Origin of the sequence: Campylobacter peloridis LMG 23910, from assembly GCF_000816785.1 — a bacterium.
Classification (GTDB): Bacteria; Campylobacterota; Campylobacteria; order Campylobacterales; family Campylobacteraceae; genus Campylobacter_D; species Campylobacter_D peloridis.
In genome coordinates this window covers 193,293-214,033 of sequence record NZ_CP007766.1, presented here as the reverse complement: position 1 = coordinate 214,033, position 20,741 = coordinate 193,293, and the positions used below count along the sequence as shown (strand labels likewise).

The window sequence follows — 20,741 nt, the reverse complement described above, 5'->3', positions numbered from 1 at the left end:
TACTATATTATAGCATTTTAAAGCTAAATTTTAGCTACAATTTCCCTTTTTAAAGGATGTAAAATGTTTATAATAGCACCAAAAATCATCTTAACTTGCAATGATGATTTTAATATTTTAGAAAACAAAGCGGTTCTTTTTGATGAAAATATTTTAGAAATTGATAGCTTAGAAAATTTACAAAAATCCTACCCGCAAGCTAAGCTTATACCAACTCCAAAAGATACTTTACTTTTGCCAGCTTTTATTAACCCACACACGCATTTAGAATTTAGTGCAAATAATGGAAATTTAGTATTTGGAGATTTTTTAAAATGGCTTGATAGCGTTTTTAATAACCGCGAGCAATTAAATGAAAAAGCTAAAGAAAAATTAATCGCACAAAATATTAACAAAATGCTAAAAAGTGGCACTGCTACTATAGGTGAAATTTCAAGCTTTGGGAGTGATTTAAAGCCTTGTGTCAATTCACAAGCTAGAGTGATATTTTTTAATGAAATTTTGGGTTCAAATGAAAATTTTATCCATACAAAAAAAGAAGAATTTTTAGCTCGCTATAAAAAAAGTATGAATTTTAAAACTTCTAATTTTATCCCTGCTATTTCAGTACATGCACCCTACTCAACCCACCCAGAACTTACCAAATTTGCCATAAAACTTGCTAAAGAAAACAATCATTTACTAAGCACGCATTTTCTTGAAAGTAATCATGAAAATAATTGGCTAAGATTTAAAAAGGGTGGTTTTAAAAAAAGTTTGGCTAAATTTAGTAAAAATCCTATGCCATTTTACACCCCGCAAAGCTTTTTAGAGCTTTTTAAAGACCAAAGAACTTTATTTACCCATTGTGTGTATTTTAAAGAGTGGGATTTATTAGATAAAAATTTACACTCAATCACGCATTGTGCTTTTTCAAACAGACTTTTGAGTAAAAATACTTTTAAATTAAAACCTGCTTTAAAAAATGGCGTTAATATCCACCTAGGAACTGATGGATTAAGCTCAAATACTTCTTTAAATATGCTTGATGAAATGAGAGCAAATTTGCTTATACATGATGATTTTGAGTTAGAAAATTTAGCTAAAATATTACTTTTAATGGCGACTAACAAAGCTGCAAAAGCTTTAAATTTAAACCTAGGCCAAATTCAAAAAGGCAAAATAGCTGATTTTAGTCTTTTTGCTTTACCAAATAGCACAAATTTAAAACAACTTCCTTTGCAGTTTATCTTACAAAGCAAAAAAGTTTTAAAACTCTTTATAGAAGGAAAAGAAATAACGATATAGAATAAAAATTAAAATATTTTTGTTATACTTAAATAAGATATAGCAATTTTAAACAAAATTTAAGAATTTAAGAAAGAATTATGAAAAAATATTTAATAACATTTATTTTTATTGGTAAAACTTTTGCTTTAAGTGATTTTGAAGTTATTAATGTCCATAAGGTTCATGATCTTAATATCACAGGAAAAAATGTTAATGTAGGTATTATAGATTCTGCTTTTAATGCAAACCACCCTAGTTTACAAGGGCAAATCATTGATCAGCAATACTCCAAACTAAATAATAATAAACCTTATATTCCTGATTTAACGATTGATACTCATGGTTCACATGTTGCAGGGATTATTTTAGGAAAATTTCAAAATAAAAATCAACCTTATGGAATTGCATATGATGCAAAAATGTATGGAATTCAAATATTTGGCCATAATAGTGGAAGCAATAAAATAATACCACATGATGTATATAATTATTTTATTAATAAAGATGTAAAAATAATCAATAATAGCTGGAATGCATCTTTATACCCTATAGTTGGAATGAGTGAACCAGGGTGGTATAGACCAAAATATCAAGAGAATTCTTCCTCGTATTTTATAAATTTAGCTAATCAAAATAAAACTATTGAAGAACTAAGCAAACTTGCAAAAGAAAAACAAATTTTATCAGTTTTTGCAGCTGGAAATGAAGGTATAGTATCACCTGGATTAAGTGCTGTAGTTCCTTATTATGATGAAAGTATTAGATCATGGCTTAGTGTAGGTGCTATTGATTCATCTAAAATTACTAAAAATCAAGATGGTAGTTTGATTATATCTTCTAATGCAATAGCTGCATATAGTAATGGATTAAAAGGTGCTGAAAATTTTTCATTAGTAGCACCTGGAAGCTTTGTAAATTCAGCTAATGGTGCATATGGTATTAATCCTGTATTTGGAAAACCTGATAAAAATTTATATATTAGAATGAGTGGCACTTCTATGGCAGCACCTATGGTAAGTGCTGCGGCAGCTTTAGTATCGCAAAAATATCCATTTTTAAATGGAAAACAAATAGCTGATGTTTTATTAAGCACTGCAAATAAAAACTATATAGCTCCAAAACTAACAATTAAAGAAACTGAACTTCTTAATACTTCTACTGGAAAAAAACAAATTTATTATACTATTATTTATATAGATACACCTGCACCTAATGATAAAGAAAAAGTTAAAAAAGATTTAATCGAAGCTGGTTATTGGAGTTTTCAAGCAGATAATATTTTAAAAAATACCATTGATAACTATAAATTAATGGCAAATGCACAAGATGATTATAAAGCAATCATGAGCTTAAGAAAAGAAGATTTATTTGGACAAGGTATTTTAGATGTTGAAAAAGCTGTAAATGGCATAGGGGTTTTAGATGCAAATAGGCTAAATTTACAAGATATAACTGATATTTATGGGGAAAAAGAAGCCTACTATAGCATAGATACAAAAGGTTATAGTGCGATTTTTAGCAATGATATATCTCAAAAAAAATGGGATGATAGTTTGCATAGACTTGATGCTTTAAATTCCCCAAAAGATGAAATGCAAAATTTAAATGTTGGATTTATCAAAGATGGACAAGGAAGATTGATTTTAAGCGGAGAAAATACTTATTTGGGTAAAACTATAGTAAAGGAAGGTGAGCTTTCTCTAATAAAAGCACAAAATAACAAAGGAATTATCAGTGGGGAAGTTCAAGTTTTAACTAATGGTAAATTTAGTGGAAATGGCTTAATAAAAAATAATTTATATAACCAAGGAATTGTAAGACCTGGAAATCAAGATTTAAGTGATTTAATTGTAGAAGGTTTATATAATCAAAAAATTAATGCTATTTTACAACTTGATTTTGGAAATAGTGGCAATTCAAAACTTATAGCAAATGCTTACAAAATAGAAGGTGGAAAATTACAATACATACCATTACCTATGTTTTATACTAGCGGAAGTGCTGTTAGTATTGATTTAGCTGGTTTAAAAGATAGTATTAATGATTTTGAAAAAGTTGAGATATCAGGAAATAATAGTGTTGATTTTGTTGCTGTATTAGATGAAGATAAAGTTAGTATTAATAAGCCCGCGCCTGAACCAAAACCTGAACCAAAACCTGAACCAAAACCTGAACCAAAACCTGAACCAAAACCTGAACCAAAACCTGAACCAAAACCTGAACCAAAACCTGAACCAAAACCTGAACCAAAACCTGAACCAAAACCTGAACCAAAACCTGAACCAAAACCTGAACCAAAACCTGAACCAAAACCTGAACCAAAACCTGAACCAAAACCTGAAACAAAACCTGAAACAAAACCTGAAACAAAACCTGAACCAGATAACGATTCTCAAATCATAGTAAAACCAGTCATTAAAGATAACGCTTACAATACCAAAAACAGCACAATGGGTAAAGCATTACGCAGTATCAGAGCAATGGATGATTTAAGTGATAATTATAAAAATTATTTTGCTTTCTTAGATAACACAGATAAAAAAACCATGCAAGATAGTTTAAAAAGCTTAGAATCAAATGATTATTTATCCAATTCAGTTCAATTGCTAAATACCTACAGCAGTTTTGGACAAAGCAATATGCTTTGGGCTCTTAATCCAACTTTTATCAATCAACCCGTAGAAAATATAAAATTAGCTAGTAATTTTCATCCAACAAATATACTATATCAAAATGATATAACTAATTTCAATTTTTATGATAATCAAAAATATATTTTTCAAATGGGGCCTAATTTTAAAAAAATATTTGGAGATGATTTTCATGGAAGTTCTTATGGACTCAATCTTAGCATAGGAGGAGAGATTGATTCTTCAACCTTTATAACACATTTAAGCACATCATATTCTAATATTGATTTTTCAACATCTAATATCAAAACAAGAAATGTTAATTTATCTAGTAATTATATTTTAAATTTAAATCATTTTAAAATTCTAAGCGGTGCAGGTATTGGAGCATACTCAAGCAATATGCAAAGATATATACTAAATTCAAACAATATCAATGGTTCATATAATGGACTAATAGCTTCTACTCAATTAGGAATAGCTAAAGAATTTAATTACAATACCCATTTAAACATTACACCTCTTACTTATTTTAATTATAATTATTTTCAGCAAAATGCATTTAGTGAAAATGGTGGAATTTTTTCAAAATCTTATGATGATATCAAACACAATAGCACTTCTGTAGTTTTAGGCATAACATCTTCTTATGTATTGCCAAATTCTAAAGGATATAACAACACACTAACAAGTTCTATACTATATGAAAGAAGATTGACAGGAAAAAAAATAAGCAATATGGCAAATTTTACAGATTTTAAAAATCAAAAATTTAAGCAATACTATAATTTAGATACTAATTCATTAAATATCAATCTTGGTCTTAATTTCAAGCCAAGTAAATCATTCTTTTTTGATATAAGATTATTAAACGAGATTTACAAAAACCAATACAATGCCAATGTGGTTTCAAATTTTGGATTTAATTTTTGATTAAACAACTAAAATATAAGGAAAAAAATGCAAATTATAAAATCATTTTTTAAAGGAATAGGCAAAATCATATCTTATATCAACACTTATTTTAAGACTTTTGTGTTTTTGTTTATCGTGTTTTTAATCCTTGCTCCAAGTGGAGAAAACACTAAACTTTCTAATGCAAATTTAGCTCAAATTAACCTCAAAGGCGAAATAAGTGACGCAAGTAGTGTATTAGAACAAATTTATAAAATTAAAGACAATAAAACAATCAAAGGGGTCTTATTTTACATAGATAGCCCCGGTGGAGCTTTTGCACCAAGTATGGAAATAGCTCTTGCTATACAAGATCTTAAAGCCAAAAAACCTGTAGTAGCATACGCTGGTGGAACCATAGCAAGTGGGAGCTACTTAAGTGCAGTTGGAGCTGATATGATCATCGCTAATCCTGCTAGCTTTGTAGGATCTATCGGAGTAATCATGCAAGGTTTTGAAATAAGCGAACTTGCACAAAAATTAGGTATAAACGAACAAACGATTAAAGCAGGGACTTATAAAGAAGCAGGAACTTTCATGCGTAAATGGAATGAAGATGAAAAAGATTTTTTGCAAAATTTAGCTAATCAAAGTTATGAAATTTTTACACAATTTGTGGCTCAAAATCGTAATTTAGACTTAAATCAAACAAACTCATGGGCTGATGCGAAAGTGTTTTTAGCCAATGAGGCTTTAAAATTAAAACTAATTGATAAAATAGGTAATTACGAACAAGCTAAAAAAGAAGTAGAAAAACTAGCTAAAGTGCAAAACCCTATCTGGCAAAAAGAAGACGCTATAGATAAATTCTTAAAAAGATTAGAAGAGCAAAGTGCTAGCTTTTTTGCTAACACTTTAGTGCAGTTTTTTTCACAAATAAACTCACAAAAAATCTACTAAGATTTAACAATCTCATAAAATCCATAAGTATCATTTTCCAAAAAGCCTTTGTATAAAGGCTTTAGCTTTATATCTAGCTTAACATTTTCAAAAGTATTTAAATTTGAGTTTGAAAAAATCAAAAGCATATCTAGCTCATCTTTAAAGGCTTTTAAAAAATTCTCTCCACCCTCATACATGATGAACTTAGCTTCGCTAGGAATACTTGTAAAAATTTCTCTTTCAACCACGCTAAATAAAGGAATTTTTAGATCAAAACTTTCTAAATTTTGGCGGCTTAGTATGCATAAATTTGGTGCTTTAGCTTGAGCTAGCCTTGCATCTAAAATAGGCCTATCATGTCTTATAGTTTCTCCACCTACTACAAGCAAATCAAGCTTTGAGCGTAATGTGTGAGCATAAGTTCTACTTGCTTTAGAGCTTATGATTTTACCATAGGCAGAGCCATTTAAAGAAAGGGCTAGTTTAAAAAATTTAAAGCTTGATTTTTGCCATTTTAAAAAAGGTTTTAAAAGCTCTTTGGCTCTTTGCTCGCAAATTCCCATATGAACTTTTATGCCTTGATTTTTTAAAAACTCTGCTCCACCGCTTGCAAGCTCATGCTCATCTTTAGTAGCGATAAAAACTTCGCTAAAACCAAGCGCGCTAAAAAGCTTTGCACATGGTGGGGTTTTGCCCTGATGATTGCAAGGTTCTAAACTCACATAAGCACTAGCACCTTTTAATAACCCTTGATGATTTTTACAAATAAACGCATGCAAATCATTTGCATTTTGCGGTAAATCTAAATTTGGATTAAGTGCTTTTAAGGCTTTACTCACTGCTTCAAGTTCTGCATGAGCCTTGCCTGCTTCTTTGTGTGCTTCTATGCTTAAGATTTTGCCATTTTTATCTAAGATTACACAACCTACGGCTGGATTTGGGTAGGTTAAAAGCTGATATTTCCAAGCTTCACCTATGGCTAAATTCATATAAAATTCGTAATTCATATTACTCCCTAAAAAGGTAAAGGTGCAAAGAGTATTTGCACCTTTATATCACACTTTTTATTTTCAAAACACAAATATTTGTTTGCATTAAATTCTAATTCTTTTATTTCATTTTTTAGCTTGCTTGTTCTTTCACAAAGTGGATAAACAAGCTTTATATCATTTATCTTAAATTTACAAGCATAAGAAAACATTTGATACAAATCACCTTGTGCTATGCCGTGCTTTTTATCTTCATTATTTTGATCAGGAATTTTCCATTTTGTATCTAAGATCATTTTATTTTCTATATACAAATCAGGCTTTAGCATAAAGCATTTTTCACCATTTTTATTTGCTAGATATTTTCCACTACTTTGAGTTTTGATATTTTCACTAGGATTTGCAAATTTAAGCATATAAGCTACATAATCTTCAAAAATTTTCTCCATAGGAAAAAGCAAGGCATAAGCTTCATTTTTGCCTTTATATGGAGCAAAAGTTTGATTTTGTAAAAATATCTTACACCAAGAAAGTATATTTTCATAATAATCAAAATGTCTTGAAATTTTATAATCAAAATCTTTCATATAATCCTTAGAAAATTCCACCTCATCAAGCATTTGCATAGCTTTTATGATTTTAAATTTATTTATAAAAGTTTTTGATTTTAAAAAATTTAGCGTTGATTTTATTAAACGATTTGGAGCCACATCTAAGATAAATTCATCATTGCTTGTGAAAAATCTTTCTTTGTGTATAAAATTTGATTTTATATGCTCATTAAATAGTAATTTTCCTTTCAAAAAAGCTCTATTTTCTTCACAATTTACATAAGATCTTAAAAGCCCTTTTTTATAAACTTTATCAAATTCATCTAAAAACATAGTGATAAAAATCTCAAACAAAGGCATTCTAAAAACTTGCAAAGAAGAAATATTGCTAGTTTTAAATGGAGAATTTTTCAAAGTCTTTAGCATATTAATCAAAAGTTTTTTAGGATTAAATTTAAAATCTTTTTCATAAAAATCATCGTTTTTAAAAATATTGTCTAATTTATAATATCTTTTTAGTTTTTCTTTATCGTGATTTGAAGGATTATTTTCTACATAATTTTGTAAATTAGTGCATTTTGGCAAAATCTCTAAAACACCATTTTTTGTTTGTATAATACCTACATAATTTTTAGCTTTTAAGGTATTTTTGTTTTTAAAACTTAGAAAATTTTCATTATTTTTTGCAAAATTTTCTAATTCTTCATAAAAAATTTCAGCCTTTTCTTTGAAAATTTCTTTTAAATCTTTTTTAGAAAAGGTTTGATGCTCGATGATAAAAAAGGTATTATTTTTCATATATATCTATAAAAGTTTTTTCATCCCATTTTTGACTATCGCTAAATTTATAAATAATCTTATCATTTTCAAATTCTTGAATATTTTTTAAATATTTTTTATCTATGTCTTGTTTTTCTAGCATACCATTATAATTTAAAACCGCATCTATCAACGCATAATCATTATAAAAATACTCTTGCAAAAGTGGAATGATTTTGTTTTGAAAAACATTTTTTAATTTTTCTAAATTATCAATGCCTATGAAAAATGCGTGTCCTATAGTCTTTTCTCTATCTAGTAAGTATTCTATGCGAGTATTAATAGCTTTTAATAATTCTTGCAAATTAACACCTTCGCAATTTGTAGATAATTTGCTTATATCAGGCATCATCTCTACAAATTCAAAGCGTCTTCGCAAAGCTGTATCAAGTGAAGTAATGCTTCTATCAGCTGTATTCATAGTGCCTATGATATAAACATTTTTAGGCACTCCAAAATCTTTACCACTATAAGGTAATTTTACTTTTATTTCTTCTTCTTCACCTATCCTTTTACTAGGCTCTATCAAAGTTATAAGCTCACCAAAAATCTTACTTACATTACCACGATTAATCTCATCTATGATGATTATGTAAGGTAAATTTGCTTTTTCATCTTTTTCTTTATAATCTTCTAAACCTTGTGATTTTAAATAATTTAATATAGCTTTAACATATGCTGAATTATATATTTCATCTATACTAGAAGTTTTATATAATTTTTCTATATTATCTATATTTACTGGATAATCTTTATGATTTTTACTCATATCATCAAATTTAATTCTAAATGTTCTTCCATTTCTATATTGAATAGAATATTTAGTATTTGGCAATTCAAAATATTTTTCTGGATTATTATCATCCACTTTTACTTTTTCTTTTAATTTATTTATATGAAAATTAAAATTTTTTATACTATCTCTATTTTCCAAAGCCTTTTGACAAAGTTCTTTAAAAATTCCATCTTTTATTTCATATTCTATTTCTTTAGAATTTTCTTCGTTATCTATGCGAGGTTTTATACCTTCTACAAATTCTTCATATCCATAGCTTTGATGAAAAGTAGTAAAAACTATTTGTCCATTTTTTACATACTCATCAAATTTTGCTTTTTTATCATCTCTATCTTTTAAATTTTCACCTAAAATCTCCAAAGCTTTATCTATAGTGTGATAAGTCTTTCCCGTCCCTGGAGGCCCATAAAGAATTTGATTTAAAGGTGGATTATTGTCTTCAAAATTTAATTGTTTATTTTGTATTTTATTGCTTTCATTAATTTTAAAATCGCTTTCATTTAAAGAATTAAAATAATTCATCATATCTGAAAAATCTTTTATTAATTTATCTTTGTTATTTAAGTTATAAACAAAATCAAATTTTTTTAAATATCCATCACGCTCCATTTTATCAACTGCTAAGCATCTTGAATTTTCAATATCATTTTTAGGAAAACCAAATTTCAATACCAAATGTTTATTATTTTGAAAATATCCAGAATATGCAATAAATATATAAACTCCCTTCGTAGGAGCTATTTTTTCACTATTAATAAGATTTTCTTTTAACAAATCATTTCTAACAAACATTATCCAACTATCATCACTCAAAAAACCCCATGAATTTCCTATTGAAATTTTAAAAGAATAGTTATATTTTTTATCAATAAATTCTAAATATCGCTTAATATTGTGACTAGAAGAATTTTCAACACTAATTTTACCTTTTCGTGTTTTTTTATTTCTTAATATGCAATCATCTACTTGTTTTACTAATTCATCTATTGCTTTTATAAAATTTTCTCTATCCTCATTAGAAAATTCAATCATAATAAAACCTTCCTAATCCACAATTGCAAAAAATTTACAATTTTTATAATATCTATAAAAATATTCTCTATCTTTATTCATAGATTTTAAATAACCAAAAATAGGTGAAGTCCATTTATAACCTTGACTTTTTGGATGAAATTCATCTATTAATTTATCATCTTGATAAACATATACACTCATACCGCCATTTTTTACAACTGCTTCTTTAAATTCATCACTATCTTTTGGATAATGATGATATATATTGCCATTTTTATCTTTTTTGCTTATATTATAATCGTATTTATTTTCCATATTACCACTCCACAAAGGTTTTAGCTTTTTTTATATCATTAAAATTTATAGTGATTTTTTCTTTAGTTTCTAAATCTTCTAAGCTTATGTTTTCATCATTTACACTTATAATTTTTGCTTTTATTTTTTCTTTTTCATTTGTAGTGATTTTTACGAGCTCGTTTATGCTTTTTGCAAAATGATCTAGCTTGCTAAGCTTTCTTTCAAGCCCACAACTTGACACTTCTAAAAAATATTCTCCATTTACAGGTGGTTCTACATCAAAAATAGGCGATAAAATTTCACTAAGCCTAGCACAATCATCAAGCCCTACTCCACCTTCTTTTTGCACGTAAATTCTATAAATTTTTTTACCATTTTCACTTACTAATTCATCATCATAAAAACTAAGATTTGCTTCTTTGCATAAGGCTTCAAGATTCATTTCTTTCCTTTTTTATTTTTTCAAAAAGTGCGTCCATATGATTTTGATATTCTAATCTATCATCGAATTTAAAATGAAAATTTGGACATTTATACCAGCCTTGCTCGCTCATACAATAATTTTGCAAAGCACGAGATGCTTTTTTAAGCTGATTTAATATACTCTCTTGCTCGTGCGTATTAAAAAACATCTTATCTAAATACACAAAAGCATCGTATCTGCCTTTTTTACATTCTACATCTACTACGCATAAATTACGCAAATTCTCATTATCCAAATTCGCTAAAGCTTCAGGAATAAGCTCTTTTAATATACTTTCAGTGCGAAGTTTTTTAATTTCTGATGGATTCATAAACTAGCTCGTTCTTCTACTTCTTTATAGCTTTCTATATAATCACCTACTCTCATATCATCGCATCCTTCTATGCCTACACCACATTCATAGCCTTTTGCTACTTCTTTTACATCATCTTTAAAGCGTTTTAATGAGCTTACATTGCCTTCAAATATCACAACACCATCTCTTATAAGTCTTATTTTTGCACCGCGATTAATAACGCCTTCACTTACCATACAACCTGCTATTTGTCCTAGTTTTGGCACATTTATGACTTGACGGATCTGAGCTTGTCCTAATTGCTCTTCTGATATAATAGGGCTCATCATACCACCAAGCAAGGCTTTTACATCGTCTAATAAATTATAAATTACATTATAAGTTTTTATTTCTACGCCTTTATCTTTTGCATGTTCTTTTATATCACCTGTTGGGCGTATATTAAATCCTAAGACTATAGAATTCTCACTAGCACTTGCAAGCTCTATATCGCTTTGAGTTATGCCACCTACTCCACTATGTATAATATTTACTTTTATTTCATCGTTTCTAAGCTTTTCTAAACTAGCTTTAAGAGCTTCTAAAGATCCTTGCACATCGGCCTTTAAAATAACTGGCAATGCTTTTAAATTCCCTTCTTTTATCTTAGCACCAAGCTCATCTATGCTTACTTTTGTAGATTTGCTAAGCTCTTTTTGGCGGTTGTATTCGTGGCGTTTATTTGCATATTCTCTAGCTTGTTTATCGCTATCTACTACTATCAAAGTCTCACCTGCATCAGCTACTTCACTAAGTCCTATGATAACTCCGCATTCACCTGGTTTTATTTCTTTTAAAACCTTTCCTTGATCATCACTCATAGCACGCACTTTACCATAAGCAACGCCTGCTACCATAGTATCTCCAACCTTTAAAGTCCCATTTTGCACTATTATAGTAGCTACAGGGCCTCTTCCTTTTTGAAGTGATGATTCTATAATACTTGCTTTTGCTTTTGTGTTAGGATTTGCTTTTAATTCTAAAATATCAGCTTGTAATAAAACAATTTCTAATAAATCTTCTATGCCATCACCTTTTTTAGCTGAAACTGGCACAAATTCATAAGATCCGCCCCATTCAACTGGCATTATTTCCATCTCAGCAAGTTGAGTTTTTACCATATCTGGATTTGCATTTTCTTTATCCATTTTGTTAATTGCTATTATTATAGGCACATTTGCTGCTTTTGCGTGGTTTATGGCTTCTTTTGTTTGAGGTTTTACACCATCATCTGCTGCTACAACTATAATAACAATATCTGTTATGCTAGCTCCTCTTGCACGCATAGCTGTAAATGCTTCATGGCCTGGAGTATCTATAAAAGTAATTTTTCTGCCATTTTTTTCTACCATATAAGCACCAACATGCTGAGTAATTCCACCTGCTTCGCCACTAACAATGCGTGATTTTCTTATAAAATCAAGTAAAGAAGTTTTACCATGATCAACGTGCCCCATTATAGTGATAACTGGTGCTCTTTGACTTAGATTTTCTTGTATTTGATTATCATCATAATCTTTTACATAATCAAACTCATTTGCTTCGTCTATTATATTTATCTCTATGCCAAATTCTTCAGCTAAAATTTCAATAGCTGCTTCATCTAAAAAATCGTTTTTAGTAGTCATAAGTCCTAGCATAAAAAGCTTTGAGATGATTTCACCTGTGTTTTTTCCTATTTTATCAGCAAATTCATAAACACGAATTTCTTTAGGTATATTTACGCTTGTTATTGCTTCATTTTCTTTTTTTTCTACTTTTTTAGGTGGTTTTTTGCGACTTCTTCTTTGAATTCCTTCATTTCCAAATGGATTAATAGAGTTGTTTAATGATTGTTTTAAAATATTTGGTTGTTTTTTATTTGCAAGTTGAACCGGTTTGCTTTCTTTAACACTAAAATCAGGCAATACCACCATATCATCATCTTCTAAAGAAATATCAGCAAAATCTTTATCTCCCAAAAGATCCATTTTTGTTGTAGTTTCTTTTTTGCTAACTGCTGGATGGTTTTTCTTTTCTTTTTTCTTTCTTTTTAAACTTTCATCAGAATTTGAAAAAATCATACTTAAACTTAAACCTTGAGTGTTTTGATTACTAGGCTTTTCTTCTCTTGCTTTGGTATTTTCTTTGTTTTCTTCTTTTTTCTTTTTAACAATAACCAAGCCTCTTCTTTTAGCTAAATTTAAATTAGAACCTAATTTTTCGTCTAATTTAATCTCATCTTTTATTTCTTCTTTTTTTGTTTCATTATTTGGAATATCTTCTTTGGTTGCTAATTCTTCTTTTGTTTGTTTTTTCTTTTCAGAAGTTTTTAAACTAGATTTTTCTTCTTTTTTATTTGTTTTTTTATCTTCCTTAACTTCTTCTTTTTTGCTTGATTTTTTCGTAGTTGTTTTTTTCGTAGTTGTTTTTTGCTGTTTTTTTACCACATCTAAAATCTTACCTGATTGAACATATTCATATATAGCAACCGCTATTTCAGAAGATACTTTTTTATTGGGTGATTTTATATCTTCTAAGCCCATTTCATTGGCTTTTTCTATAATCTCTTTACTAGTATATCCTAGCTCTTGAGCTATTTCGCTAATCTTTACATCTGCCATTGAAAAATATCTCCTTTAAATCCTGCTGTTTTATACTACCATGAAAATTGCCCTTAGAAGCCTTTAAAAAGGCCTTTTGCAAATTTTTTTCATCTTTTTCTAAACAAAAATCACAAATATATAAACTTCTTCCAAATGCCACTTTTGTGATTATTTGAGAATTTTTAATTTGGAATTGATGCAATTTTTGTTTTTCATAGCGTCCTTTGCAAACTATGCACATTCTAATGGGTATATGATTTTTCAAAATTATATCTTTTTTTTGGAATTTTTAGCAAATTTTAAAACCTTCATCATCAAATTCTAAAAGCTTTATTCTAAATTTAATAAATTTATTTTTAAGTTTTTCTTTAATTTTTTTAGCATCATCTTTATAAGCTAAAGTAAAAAAACTCGAACCTGAACCTGAAAGTGTACTCATGATAGCATTGTTATCCAAAGAAATTTTTTGGACTTCAAAAAGTTCAGGTAAAAGATTCATTCTTTGATTTTGATGAAGTTTATCTAAGCTTGCATATTTTAATAAATCATATTTTTTTTCTAAAAAACAAGCAGTTAAAAACGAAGCGTGACAAAGATTAAAAACTCCATCTTCTAGGCTAATTTTTTTTGCTAAAACCGATCTTGATTTTTGGGTATTCATTGGCATATTAGGTATAGTAATAATTGCTTGTAAATTTTTATCAATTTCTTTTTTTATAGCCAATACTTTATCATTATGAGTTAAAGCACATACAAATCCACCAAGAGTTGCTGGAGCTATATTATCAGGATGATTTTCATATTTTAATGCTTCATTTAAAATAGTATTTTTTTCTACTTTAAAACCACTTAATTCATACGCACAAGCAATGGCTGCTACTATAACAGCCGATGAACTTCCCATACCTCTTGATAAAGGAATATTATTTTGAAAAACAAAACGAAAATTATCTTTTTTACCACTAAGTCTTTGATATATTTCATAAAAAATATTTACAAAAGTATTGTTTTTTTTAAGATAAATATTATTCTCACCTTCTCCATGCACACTAATACTAAAAAAATTTGATTTTTCTACTATGGTTTGATTAAAATACTTTAAACTCAAACCCAAACAATCAAATCCTGGACCCAAATTTGCACTAGTTGCTGGAACTAAAATTTTCATCTTTTACCTTTAATTAACCGCATCTAAAACATAAAAAGGTGTATTTTCTTTACTCAAATTTAAATCTTTTAAACTTTGGGGCATAAAAAAATTTCCTGCTTGTGTTTTTTCTAATATAATTTCATCGTTTTGATTCTTTACAAAACATAAGTGTTTATTTGCTCTTATAGGTGTGTTGTTATTTAATTCAAAAGCACTAACTGCTCTTAAAGGAATATTTTTTATAATAGCCAAAGTTTGCAAAGAAACATAAGAAATTTTTATACCCATATAAGAACCTGGTCCATGCACATAAATAAGCTCTTTTAATTCATATTTTAAAAGAAGATCTTTTAAAATTTTTGGCAAAACCTCGCTTATTTTTAAATCACTTTCAATTATTTCTAATAATCTCTCATTCTCGTAAATACCAAGCATTAAAGGTTTTGCTATGGCATTTAAGAGCAAAACAACCTTTTTTATGCAAATACCTTTTCATAAATTTTATGTGTATTTTTTTCCAAACTTACTATTTCATAAGCACTAGAATCTTTTAAAAGCTCTTTAGTCAGTAGATGATTAAGTTTATGCGAACCTGCATAAGAAGTATAATCACCAAAAACTCTAAACCCAAGCAAGGTTAAATCCCCAATAGCATCTAAAATTTTATGACGCACAAATTCATCTTTAAAACGCAAACCTTCAGGATTTAAAATGCGGTTATCATCAATTACAACTGCATTTTCTAAACTTCCACCAAGTCCTAAATTCATAGCCCTTAAAGCCTTTACATCTTTTAAAAATCCAAAAGTTCTAGCTCTTGCTATTTCGTTTATATAATTTTCTTTACTAAATTCAAAACAATAATTTTGTTTTCCAATAATAGGATTATCAAATTCAATAGTATAATTTATAATAGGCATATCCGTAGGACTTAAACGCACAAATTTATTATCTTCTTTAACTTCAATTGTTTTTTTAATAATTAAAATTTTCTTAGCTTCATCTAGTTCTTTTATACCTGCTTCATCAAGCATCATGCAAAAACCTATACTACTACCATCCATCACAGGAGCTTCGTTGGCATCTAATACTATACGCACATTATCTATACCATAAGCATTAATAGCACTCATTAAATGCTCTATTGTGGAAACATAGCCTCTGTGATCACCTATCACCGTTGCCATTTTAGTATCAATCACATTTTCAGGTTTAGCTTCATAAGAAATTCCCAAATCACTTCTATAAAATACTATACCACTGCCTGCTTCTAAAGGTTCTAATTTTATACTAATTGGCTCACCTTTATGTAATCCTATACCTATGCCTTTAACTTCTTTTGCTATCGTTGTTTGATTCATGTTTATTCACTTAAAATTCTTTTTTTACTTGCATTTAAAACGCTATAAATATTATCTTTAATCCATTTTGCATCTTGCCATTGCTCAGGACGCACCTCAACACCTTGAACCAAAACTCCAAAATGCACATGATCACCAAGTGCTAATCCAGTAGTTCCAGTAGTTCCTATAACATCACCTGCCCTAACCCTATCTCCAACGCTCACTTCTACATTAGTACAATGTCCATAAAGAGTATAAATACCAAAACCATGATAAATAATAATATTTAAACCATAAATTCCATTTTCTTGCACAAAAACCACTTCTCCATCATTATTACTTATAATAGGAGCTTCTTTTATACTAGCTATATCAAGTCCCATATGATAAGAACTGCTAAATGGTTGATTATTATAAGAATAAAATCTATGATCAGCAAAATCAGCAACTTTTTTTCCATTCTTTAAAGGAATAAAAAGATTAATCTTAAAATCATTTACCATAGTATCAGGAACTTTACTTGTTATATCATGGATTAAAACCTCATTAGACGCCCTTAAATCTTCATTTACAAATTTAAATTTCTCCAATCTACTTAATTCTCTATCTTTTGGGGCATACTGCTGTGCTAAATTTTGTATTTTACCATCTAAAAATCTATCACTAACTTTTATATTAGATACACGATATTTTTTATTTGCAAAATAATATCTAATTCTTTGTTTGTTGATATTTCCTGCTTTATCCACTGCAACAACATAGGCTCTAAAATGCTCATCTTTAGCATCCCATGGTATTAATGCCGCATAATAACCTTGCTTTACAAAAGGAATTGCCTTAAATTTCTTTTCTTTATCATTTAATATATATACTTCCTGTAAATTTTCATCATTTGCCTTAAATACAACACTACCTACACCACCTTGTTCAATTTGATAAGAATTATCTAAAATTTCAACAAAAGGCTTATTTGTATCGATAATAACCTTAACTTCTTTAACAGCCTTATTTCCTAAAAAGAAATTCCAAAAACTACTATCACTTGCTTCTATAACGAGCTTGTATGAATTTATATTTTCTTTATAAGCTGGTTTTGGTAGCTTAAGATCAAAATGAATATTTTTTTGTTTTCCTTTAATTTGCTCATTTACAAGAACTTGAGCGTTTAATTCCTTATCTTTAAATAAGCTAACTTTAACATCTTTTAAAGCACTATCATCATTTATTTCAATAGCTATAGGATCAACTAAATTGCTATAGATAGTATCAGATTTTGTTTGTATCACAGGAGGTTTTGACTCAAACATTTTGGTATTAAATAATAAAAGAATTCCTATTATTATAATTGCTAAAATTATAAATAGCCATTTTTTATTTGATTTTTTGCGTGCAAAAACCATGATTTCACTTCCAATATCTAAAAAATTATTAAATAAAAATATATTATGCTATAGCAAATTAAGAGTAAATTCGCTTTAAGATTATAAAATTTCTCTTAATTTATTTGCATCTTTTATCCAAGATTCTAACTCATTAATATCACTTTTTTCTATCATTTTTTTACATTCTTTTAATTCTTTTTGAAAAAGCTCAATACAATCTAATAAATTTTGTTTATTCTGTTGAAAAATTCCACTCCACATTTTTGGATTAGACTTAGCAATCCTACACATATCTTTAAATGAAGGCCCTCCAAGATGAGCTATATTTTTTTTATTTTCTTCTTTCATAACAAAATTAGCTAAAGAAAAACTAATTACATGAGGTAAATGAGAAATAATAGCCGTGTGATGATCATGAGAAACACTATCCATAAAAACAATTTTCATACCCAAGTCAGAAAAAATTTCAATAGCTCTTTTTTGATGTATATGGCTTGCTTGTTCACTATCACAAAGCACACAAACTGCATTTTTATATAAATCTTTCACAGCAGCATTTGGACCGCTATTTTCAGTTCCTGCCATAGGATGTGCTGCTATAAAATGCTTTTTTAAATTAGGTGTTAAGGTTTTTGAAATTTCTTCTTTAGTGCTACCAAGTTCAATGATGGTATTTTTTTGTGAAACATTCTCTAAATCTTTTAAAATATTTACAATGGCATTAACAGGTATAGCTAAAAAAATTACATCGCAAAGTTTAATTTTTTCAAAATCTACTATTTTATCAACCAAATTTTTTTCTAATGCAATTTGCTCAAATTTTTTATTAATATCATATCCACAAACTATGTCAATAAGTTTATTTTCTCTTAAACTAAGCCCTAAAGAACCTCCCATTAAGCCAAGTCCAACTATACCTACTTTCATATTTTTTCCTTAAAAACTATTGATTAAAAATATTTTGGTATTATAACGACTTTGTATATAAAATTTTAGGTAAAACTTATGAAAAAATGGTTCGTTTTTTTTGCACTATCAAGTTCTTTATGTGCTGCAACAATTAAAGATATTAAATTTGAAGGTTTATCACAGCTTTCCAAAGAAAGCGCAATTGCTATTTCTAACTTAAAAATTGGACAAAAAATCGATAAAGCAAGTATTGACAATGCTATTAAAAATTTATTTAGTAGAAATTATTTTAAAGATATAGTAGTAGAAGAAAAAAATGGGGTTGTGATTTTCAAAGTTATCGAAAAACCCTCTATAGGAAAAGTGGATATTCAAGGTATAGCAAGTAATGATAGAAAACAAATTGAAACCCTAGTAGGACTAAAACCAGGAATTTTATATGATGAAAATTCAGTTAAAGATGCTAGCAATAAAATAAAACTTTTTTATCAAGCTAAAGGATTTTATGACACGGTTGTGGAAGTAAAAAACGAAAAACTTAGCAATTCAAACTCTTTAAAATTAACTTTTATAGTAAATCGTGGAGAAAATATCATAATAGAAAAAGTTCACCTAAGCGGAGCAAAAAAATTAAGTTATTCAGATATAGAACCTGCAGTAGCCAATAAGCAAAGAGAATTTTTAGGATGGATGTGGGGATTTAACGATGGAAAACTTAAAATTTTTGATTTAGCAGGAGATAGTTCAAGAATTTCTGATGTATATTTAAAGAAAGGATATCTAGATGTAAGTGTTTCTCCTGCTTTTTTAAAAACTTATACAGATACTTATCAAGCAGATTTAACTTATTTTATTAATGAAGGTGAAATTTATAAAGTAAAAAATATTAAAATCTTTAATCCAATTTTCAGTGAAGAAGAAAACGAAGAATTAGCAAAAAATCTTAAACTAAGCATAGGTAAAAATGTCAATATAGAAAAACTTAGAGAAGATATTAAAACAATAGAAACTAAAACAGCAGATTTGGGTTATGCATTTGTTGAAGTTATACCAGATATACAAAAAGATAAGACAAATCATGAAGCAGAGATTATTTTCAAAGTAATACCAAATGAAAAGGTTTATATAAGAAATGTTATCATTTCAGGTAACACTAAAACAGTAGATAGGGTTGTTCGTAGAGAGCTTTATTTAACCGAAGGAAATCTTTACAATAGAACAGATTTAGTTGATTCAAGAAATGCTTTAAGAAGAACTGCTTATTTTGAAAATGTAGATATAAAAGAACAAAGAGTTGATGATACTCATATTGATTTAGTTGTTGAAGTTAAAGAAGCATCAACTGGTGCTATATCTGGCGGTATAGGCTATGGGACTAGTGATGGAATTTTACTCAGTGCATCTTTATCAGATGCAAATATCCTTGGCTCTGGTATGAAAGGTAGTGTAAGCATAGACAAAGGTGATGATACGCTTTCTGGAAGAATTACACTAAGAAATCCAAGATTAAATGATAGCGACTACTCTCTTGGAGGATCTTTATATTCAGATCGCTTAGAATGGGATAGTTATGATGAAAGAAATTATGGTTTTGACATAAGTATTGGAAAATCTTTAGGAAGATATACAAATGTTGATGTAACTTACAATCTAGAGCAAAGTGATATTTATCATCTAAGTGATCGTTTAATCGCTCAAGGATATAAGCTTGGAAAAAGCTATAAAAGTTCTATTACCCCATCGATAGTATTTAACAATACTGATGATTATTATCTGCCGCGTTCTGGTTTTATAGCTTCAACTTCACTTGAATACGCAGGATTAGGCGGGGATCAAGAATTCATTAGCTCTACAACTAAATTTAACTATTACCAAGGTTTAGAAGATTTTATAGGTTGGGATTTAATTTATCGTTATAAAGCAAGTTTTTATAAAGTATGGGATGAAGGTTACTTGCCAATTAATGAAAAATTATATCTTGGTGGTATAGGAAGTATTAGAGGATTTGATAGAAGAAGCGTTAGCCCAAAAAATGAATGGGGTGATGAAACAGGTGGAACCATAGCCTTTGCTAACTCAGTAGAACTAAGCTTTCCAATCTTTGATAGGATTAAACTAAGAGGAAGTGTATTTTTTGACTATGGTGCTATAGGAGAAAACTCTTTAAGTCAAATTCAAAGATGGAGCACAGGTATAGGTTTTGAATGGCTCACTCCTCTTGGGGCTTTAAATTTAGTTTTTGCTAAACCATTTAACACCAACTCAACAGATGATTTAAGCAAATTTGAATTCATGCTAGGTGCAAGATTTTAAAAAAAATAAAATCTTGCTATAATTTTAAAATTTTATTTTA

The 20,741-nt window shown here is 28.4% G+C and carries 17 protein-coding genes; 4 read left to right on the top strand and 13 right to left on the bottom strand.

All coding sequences use genetic code 11. The features are described from left to right. Nucleotides 1–63: 63 nt before the first annotated feature. The 3 genes from mqnF (at nt 64) to sppA (ending at nt 5,753) form a co-directional block, all read left to right on the top strand. The gene (gene mqnF / locus CPEL_RS01160) at nt 64–1,287 is read left to right on the top strand and encodes an aminofutalosine deaminase family hydrolase (RefSeq protein WP_044598255.1); all 1,224 of its coding nucleotides are present in this window, start codon (nt 64–66) and stop codon (nt 1,285–1,287) included. 80 nt (nt 1,288–1,367) lie between these two features. After that, complete coding sequence (locus CPEL_RS01155) at nt 1,368–4,832, top strand: autotransporter serine protease (protein ID WP_044598254.1); 3,465 nt, start codon at nt 1,368–1,370, stop codon at nt 4,830–4,832. 27 nt (nt 4,833–4,859) lie between these two features. Beyond that, complete coding sequence (sppA, locus tag CPEL_RS01150; RefSeq protein ID WP_044598253.1) at nt 4,860–5,753, top strand: signal peptide peptidase SppA; 894 nt, start codon at nt 4,860–4,862, stop codon at nt 5,751–5,753. Here sppA and ribD read toward each other — a convergent pair. The 13 genes from ribD to CPEL_RS01085 all read right to left on the bottom strand — a co-directional run bounded on the left by ribD (nt 5,750) and on the right by CPEL_RS01085 (nt 18,406). Next, a complete protein-coding gene (gene ribD, locus CPEL_RS01145; protein ID WP_044598252.1) occupies nt 5,750–6,742 on the bottom strand; it encodes a bifunctional diaminohydroxyphosphoribosylaminopyrimidine deaminase/5-amino-6-(5-phosphoribosylamino)uracil reductase RibD in 993 nt (330 codons plus the stop codon). The genes sppA and ribD overlap by 4 nt on opposite strands. Before the next feature lie 8 nt (nt 6,743–6,750). Further along, nucleotides 6,751–8,073: an McrBC 5-methylcytosine restriction system, component McrC gene (locus CPEL_RS01140; RefSeq protein ID WP_044598251.1), complete on the bottom strand. Its 1,323-nt coding sequence runs from the start codon at nt 8,071–8,073 to the stop codon at nt 6,751–6,753. Continuing rightward, nucleotides 8,063–9,922: an McrB family protein gene (locus CPEL_RS01135; protein WP_044598250.1), complete on the bottom strand. Its 1,860-nt coding sequence runs from the start codon at nt 9,920–9,922 to the stop codon at nt 8,063–8,065. The genes CPEL_RS01140 and CPEL_RS01135 overlap by 11 nt, the downstream gene beginning before the upstream one ends. Before the next feature lie 12 nt (nt 9,923–9,934). Then, on the bottom strand, nt 9,935–10,219 hold the full coding sequence (locus CPEL_RS01130; protein ID WP_044598249.1) for a hypothetical protein: 285 nt from the start codon (nt 10,217–10,219) through the stop codon (nt 9,935–9,937). Nucleotide 10,220: 1 nt separating this feature from the next. Then, on the bottom strand, nt 10,221–10,643 hold the full coding sequence (gene rimP, locus CPEL_RS01125; RefSeq protein ID WP_044598248.1) for a ribosome maturation factor RimP: 423 nt from the start codon (nt 10,641–10,643) through the stop codon (nt 10,221–10,223). Continuing rightward, complete coding sequence (gene rbfA, locus CPEL_RS01120) at nt 10,633–10,995, bottom strand: 30S ribosome-binding factor RbfA (protein ID WP_044598247.1); 363 nt, start codon at nt 10,993–10,995, stop codon at nt 10,633–10,635. The genes rimP and rbfA overlap by 11 nt, the downstream gene beginning before the upstream one ends. Beyond that, nucleotides 10,992–13,622: a translation initiation factor IF-2 gene (gene infB, locus CPEL_RS01115; protein ID WP_044598246.1), complete on the bottom strand. Its 2,631-nt coding sequence runs from the start codon at nt 13,620–13,622 to the stop codon at nt 10,992–10,994. The genes rbfA and infB overlap by 4 nt, the downstream gene beginning before the upstream one ends. Continuing rightward, entirely contained in the window at nt 13,603–13,869 is a 267-nt protein-coding gene (locus CPEL_RS01110; RefSeq protein WP_084083544.1) for a YlxR family protein, read from the bottom strand. The genes infB and CPEL_RS01110 overlap by 20 nt, the downstream gene beginning before the upstream one ends. Nucleotides 13,870–13,893: 24 nt before the next feature. Continuing rightward, nucleotides 13,894–14,772, bottom strand: coding sequence for a homoserine kinase (gene thrB / locus CPEL_RS01105; protein WP_044598245.1), 879 nt, complete (start codon nt 14,770–14,772; stop codon nt 13,894–13,896). A gap of 9 nt (nt 14,773–14,781) precedes the next feature. Next, entirely contained in the window at nt 14,782–15,189 is a 408-nt protein-coding gene (locus CPEL_RS01100; protein ID WP_044599468.1) for a glycoprotease, read from the bottom strand. A gap of 41 nt (nt 15,190–15,230) precedes the next feature. Then, nucleotides 15,231–16,115: a UDP-3-O-acyl-N-acetylglucosamine deacetylase gene (lpxC, locus tag CPEL_RS01095; protein ID WP_044598244.1), complete on the bottom strand. Its 885-nt coding sequence runs from the start codon at nt 16,113–16,115 to the stop codon at nt 15,231–15,233. Between the two features lie 2 nt (nt 16,116–16,117). After that, complete coding sequence (pgp6, locus tag CPEL_RS01090; protein ID WP_044598243.1) at nt 16,118–17,497, bottom strand: peptidoglycan metallopeptidase Pgp6; 1,380 nt, start codon at nt 17,495–17,497, stop codon at nt 16,118–16,120. An 81-nt stretch (nt 17,498–17,578) separates the two neighbouring features. Beyond that, on the bottom strand, nt 17,579–18,406 hold the full coding sequence (locus CPEL_RS01085) for a chorismate mutase / prephenate dehydrogenase (protein WP_044598242.1): 828 nt from the start codon (nt 18,404–18,406) through the stop codon (nt 17,579–17,581). Between the two features lie 78 nt (nt 18,407–18,484). Here CPEL_RS01085 and bamA point away from each other — a divergent pair, with 78 nt between their 5' ends. Continuing rightward, complete coding sequence (bamA, locus tag CPEL_RS01080; protein WP_044598241.1) at nt 18,485–20,701, top strand: outer membrane protein assembly factor BamA; 2,217 nt, start codon at nt 18,485–18,487, stop codon at nt 20,699–20,701. Nucleotides 20,702–20,741 lie beyond the last annotated feature (40 nt).